General features: G+C 63.2%; 2 protein-coding genes and 2 pseudogenes. 1 reads left to right on the top strand and 3 read right to left on the bottom strand.

Going from position 1 to position 4,167, the window contains the following annotated elements:
* Positions 1 to 377: pseudogene (locus HMPREF9463_RS11095) on the bottom strand (IS110 family transposase); the annotation flags it as partial.
* A 234-nt stretch (positions 378 to 611) separates the two neighbouring features.
* Positions 612 to 2,375: a coiled-coil domain-containing protein gene (locus tag HMPREF9463_RS03715; RefSeq protein WP_035137315.1), complete on the bottom strand. Its 1,764-nt coding sequence runs from the start codon at positions 2,373 to 2,375 to the stop codon at positions 612 to 614.
* A 294-nt stretch (positions 2,376 to 2,669) separates the two neighbouring features.
* On the opposite strand from HMPREF9463_RS03715, the gene HMPREF9463_RS03710 reads away from it, so the two are divergent.
* Positions 2,670 to 3,470 carry an SDR family NAD(P)-dependent oxidoreductase gene (locus HMPREF9463_RS03710; protein ID WP_035137314.1) on the top strand — a complete coding sequence of 267 codons (801 nt, stop codon included), beginning with the start codon at positions 2,670 to 2,672 and terminating at the stop codon, positions 3,468 to 3,470.
* 503 nt (positions 3,471 to 3,973) lie between these two features.
* Here HMPREF9463_RS03710 and HMPREF9463_RS11090 read toward each other — a convergent pair.
* A pseudogene (locus HMPREF9463_RS11090) lies at positions 3,974 to 4,167 on the bottom strand (hypothetical protein); the annotation flags it as partial.

Below are 4,167 nucleotides of genomic sequence, written 5' to 3'. Positions count from 1 at the left end.
CGGGCGGCCTCGCACTCGTCGTCGGGGACCCACACCTCGACCACGTTGCCGACCGACAGCATGCGGGCGAGGAACTCGGCGTCGTTGCGGTCGTTCTTCCTGCGCCTGTCCGCGCTGGGCTTGATCATCTTCGAGACGGCGCCGACCACGCAGTCGACCCCCAGGCCGGAAAGCCTCTTCTGCAGGTCGAAGCCCGTGACCCCGGACTCGTACACGCACCTGGCCCTGGGGTCCACGGAACGGACCCACTCCGCGACGGCGCCGGCGTCGTAGCCGAAGGTCGCGGCACGTACCTCCCCGGTCATGACGTCGAGGGAGACGGCCTTTATCGAGCGGGCGTGGACGTCGAGGCCGATGAAGGTGGTAGTATCGAGCATGGGAGCCCCTTCCATGAATGCGGCGTGGCCGCCACGGTTGGATTAGACACTCACCATTGTCGGCCTAATCCGCGGTCTTTCATGCAGCAGGGGCTCTCAATGTTTTTATGTCCTGCTCATATCGTCTGTGCCGGCACCTGGGGACACTCCTTATGTCAAGAGTTTGGTGCAACAGGGGTAGGTTGCCTTGCGTCGATCTAAATAAGTTGCGGTGAGCGTTTTTTGGCGGCTGGTTTACTTGCTCGCGAACAGCCAGACTAGGATGATCACCAGGATTGCGGCGATGATGCAGACGATGGCGCCGGTGAATTTGATGCGTGAGTCGCGGGTGCGCTCGCGCACCGCGTCCTCGGTGGCCTCGAGCTGGGCGACTTCTCGTTCGGTCTCGGCGTGTTCGGCTTCGTCTCGGGCCAAGGATCCTGCAAGCGACTCAGTGATCTCTGGGTGGTCGTGTACCTCGGTCGCCTGCTCGATGATCGACTGTGCATGTGCGGCATCTGCTTGGGCGTTGGCGATGCTCTGCTCTTGGTCGCGGCGTGCCTTGTCCTCGGCGGCGATCTTCTCGCGCAGTTCGCGCTGGCGCGTTGCAGCGGCGGTTTTTGCGGTCTGCAGCTCGTCGCGCGCGGCATCGGCCTCTGCCGTCACGGCTTGGTGCGCGCGTTTGGCTTCGGCAATGGGGGCCTGCGCCTGTTCGACGGCCTGCTCGGCTGCGGCAAGCGAGTGTTCAAGGTCGGCGGTGATACGCGGGACATCTTCTTCGGCTTTACGCAGGGCATCTGCCGTGTCGGAGATCTGCATCGAGAGCTCGCTGGTGCGCACCGTATAGTTGGCGGGATTTGCCGAGGGATTGCGTTGCAGCTCGGCATACTCATGACGCAGTGTCTCGAGCTGGGCGCGCGTGGCGTCGACGGTTTGTTGTGCGGCGGCAATGCCGGCGTCTCGCTCGGCCTGCACCTTGTCGCGGATGCGCTTGGAATCCTCAAGACGGCGAACGAGGCGGTTGCCGGTCTCGCGCGAGCTCGCCTCGCGGGCCTCCACGGCATCGAGCGCGGCCTTCAGGCGGAGCTCGGTCGCGTCATCCTCTGTCTTCATTTGTTCGAGCTGACCCTTGAGCTCTGCTACTTTGGAAGCATGGACATCGCGATCGATTTCGGCTGCCGCAGCGGTCTTTTGCGCTGTGGCGATCGCCTGACGCTGGTCGGCGACGATCTGCTCGTAGCGGCCTGCGATATCCTGGCGCGTCTCGAGTTCCTCGGCCTGATCGGCAATGCGCTGCTCAAGTTCGGCCAGGTGGGCGCGGGCATCGGCAAGTGCCTTTTTCGCGGCGTTCATCTCGCGCATGGCCGAGGCACCCTGGGCGATAAAGGTGCCCACGGCGTTCGCAGTGTTCGAGACAGCGGTCCCCAGATCGCGGCTCGCGGCGGGGGAGTGCGGGGCGGTCGGGCGAGCGGTGTCGGCAGCGTCCGCATCGGCAGCCTGCGGCGCGGCGATATTGCCGGTACCGCCCTCGACCACAGAAAAGCCTGCTGCGTGCGGATCGACCGCATCGGCGCCAATCGTGGGGTGCTCGAGCTGCAGAAACGAGGGCATGGTGCTGCCCTGGTCGGCAACCGGAGTCTCGCCGGGCACAAAGGTCGAGGCCGCCTCGGCGGCCTCCTCTTCCTCGGCATCGATATCGGCATCGGCGACAGCGTCTTTCATCGCTTTGACAGCATCCATCATGGAGTCCATGACGGCATCGAGCTCTTCTTCCGAAGACACCTCGATGGGGCCCGCTGCTTGCGGGGCGTCGTCCTGTACAGGGGCGTCGTCCTGTGCGGGCGCATCGTCGTTTTGCTCATCGGCGTTTTCTGTTTCGGGGGTTTCCGCCGTAGCGCTTTCGTCCGAGATGGGGCCGTCGACGTCGGTACCATCGCAGGTCACAGCGTCAGTATCTGTGGCGACGTCTGCGGGATCATCAATATGCTGTTGAGTCTGGGGGTCCAGCTCGTCTGTCATAGGCATGTGCTCCTCATCGTTGTTTGTCACCCTATGATAAAGTCTCGCGCCGACATCCCGCGCGCCGCAGCAAAGTTTCAAAACGTGTTCGATGGCTCGATCTGATAACAATAACTCGGTCGCTATATCCAGCTTGTACTTGACAATCCCTTCGCCGAACGACGTGGTGCCGTTCGCCTACCGTGGTCTTTTATTTTCGCTTGAACACGCTAAAGTTGCATTTCAGCTTTTGGCGCGTTTATTTGGATGCGCGCAGTCGGCGGGTTCGCCCGTCGCGATTTGAAAGGACTTTGTATGGGACTTTTCACTGGTAAGACCGTGATCGTCACCGGCGGCGGCAAGGCCACGCTTAAGGACGGCTCCGCTGGCTCCATCGGCTACGGCATCGATATCGCTTTTGCCAAGGAGGGCGCAAACCTCGTCATCACCGGCCGCAACGTCGCCAAGCTCGAGGCTGCCAAGGAATCCCTCGAGGCCGAGTACGGCGTCAAGGTTCTGCCTGTTCAGGCCGATGTCTCGGCTGGTCAGGACAACGAGGCCGTCGTCCAGAACGTTATCGACAAGGCGATTGAGGAGTTCGGCCGCATCGACGCCGTCGTCAACAACGCCCAGGCCAGCGCCTCGGGTGTGACTATCGCCGACCACACTATGGACCAGTTTAACCTGGCCATCTACTCTGGCCTGTATGCCACCTATCTGTATATGCAGAAGGCCTATCCGCACCTGAAGGAGACCAAGGGTTCCGTGGTCAACTTTGCTTCGGGCGCCGGTCTGTTTGGCAACTACGGCCAGTGCAGCTATGCAGCCGCCAAGGAGGGCATCCGCGGTCTGACTCGCGTCGCCGCCAACGAGTGGGGCCCCGACGGCATCAACGTCAACATCGTGTGCCCGCTTGCCTGGACTGCTGCGCTCGAGAACTTCCAGGATGCCTATCCCGAGGCGTTTAAGGCCAACGTCCACATGCCGCCGGCAGGCCACTACGGCGACGTCGAGAAGGAGATCGGCCGCGTGGTCGTTCAGCTCTGCGGCCCCGACTTTAAGTATATGAACGGCGAGACCGTCACCCTCGAGGGTGGCATGGGCCAGCGGCCTTAGGGGTTACGTCTCAGGTTCCGCCGTTCTAACGAACGGCGGACCAGCCGACGCTGCGCGGGCCGCATTTGGACAATCTGACGTTCAACTTCAAGGGCGCGACCGGAAGGTCAGCGCCCTTTCGTTTCACGTCACCTTGTCTCAAATGCGGCCCGCTCGCTGACTTATGCTCAACCTGCGGCGCCATTTTGCTTGAAGGCACCTTGCTCGATCTGGCGGGTTTTCGCTCATATGACCCAATCCGCTGTCAAGAGCCACAATGGCCCCGCCGACCGCTTGCAATCGGTCGGCGGGGCCTGCCGTTAACCCGTCCCGGTCCGCCCCCGGCATGTCGTCGACGCCTTCGGCTCAGTCTCATATCCGCGGATACCGTTCTGCCGGCCCGCACTCCATTCCTTCGGCGGGGTTCCCCAAGTCTGTCGAGGCGCATGCGGAGGGCTCCGCGCGCACAGCGAAATAGGGGGTGTCCCCGAAGGCCGCCCGGCTCGCCGGGACGGGGGCTATGTCTATTCCGCGCCCTCCCGGCACATCATGCCGAGGGCCCAGAGCCACCTCACGAGCTCGGCCGCGGTGGCCGCGTTGGCCTTCGCCGCGGGCATGCCGCGGGCGAGCATCTCCTCGCGCCGCCGCAGGAGCCGCTCGGACCCCTTCCTCCCGTGCATCCTTATCTCGAGGGGCACGCCCGTGTCCCTCGGCATGA

It is taken from the genome of Collinsella sp. 4_8_47FAA, assembly GCF_000763055.1.
Classification (GTDB): Bacteria; Actinomycetota; Coriobacteriia; order Coriobacteriales; family Coriobacteriaceae; genus Collinsella.
Note: the sequence above shows the minus strand (reverse complement) of the source record. Positions and strands in the feature narration are given on the sequence as shown.

Excerpts from the sequence above, each read along its gene's own strand:
- HMPREF9463_RS03715 (WP_035137315.1), bottom strand. The coding sequence starts at position 2,375 with ATGACAGACGAGCTGGACCCCCAGACTCAACAGCATATTGATGATCCC.
- HMPREF9463_RS03710 (WP_035137314.1), top strand. The coding sequence starts at position 2,670 with ATGGGACTTTTCACTGGTAAGACCGTGATCGTCACCGGCGGCGGCAAG.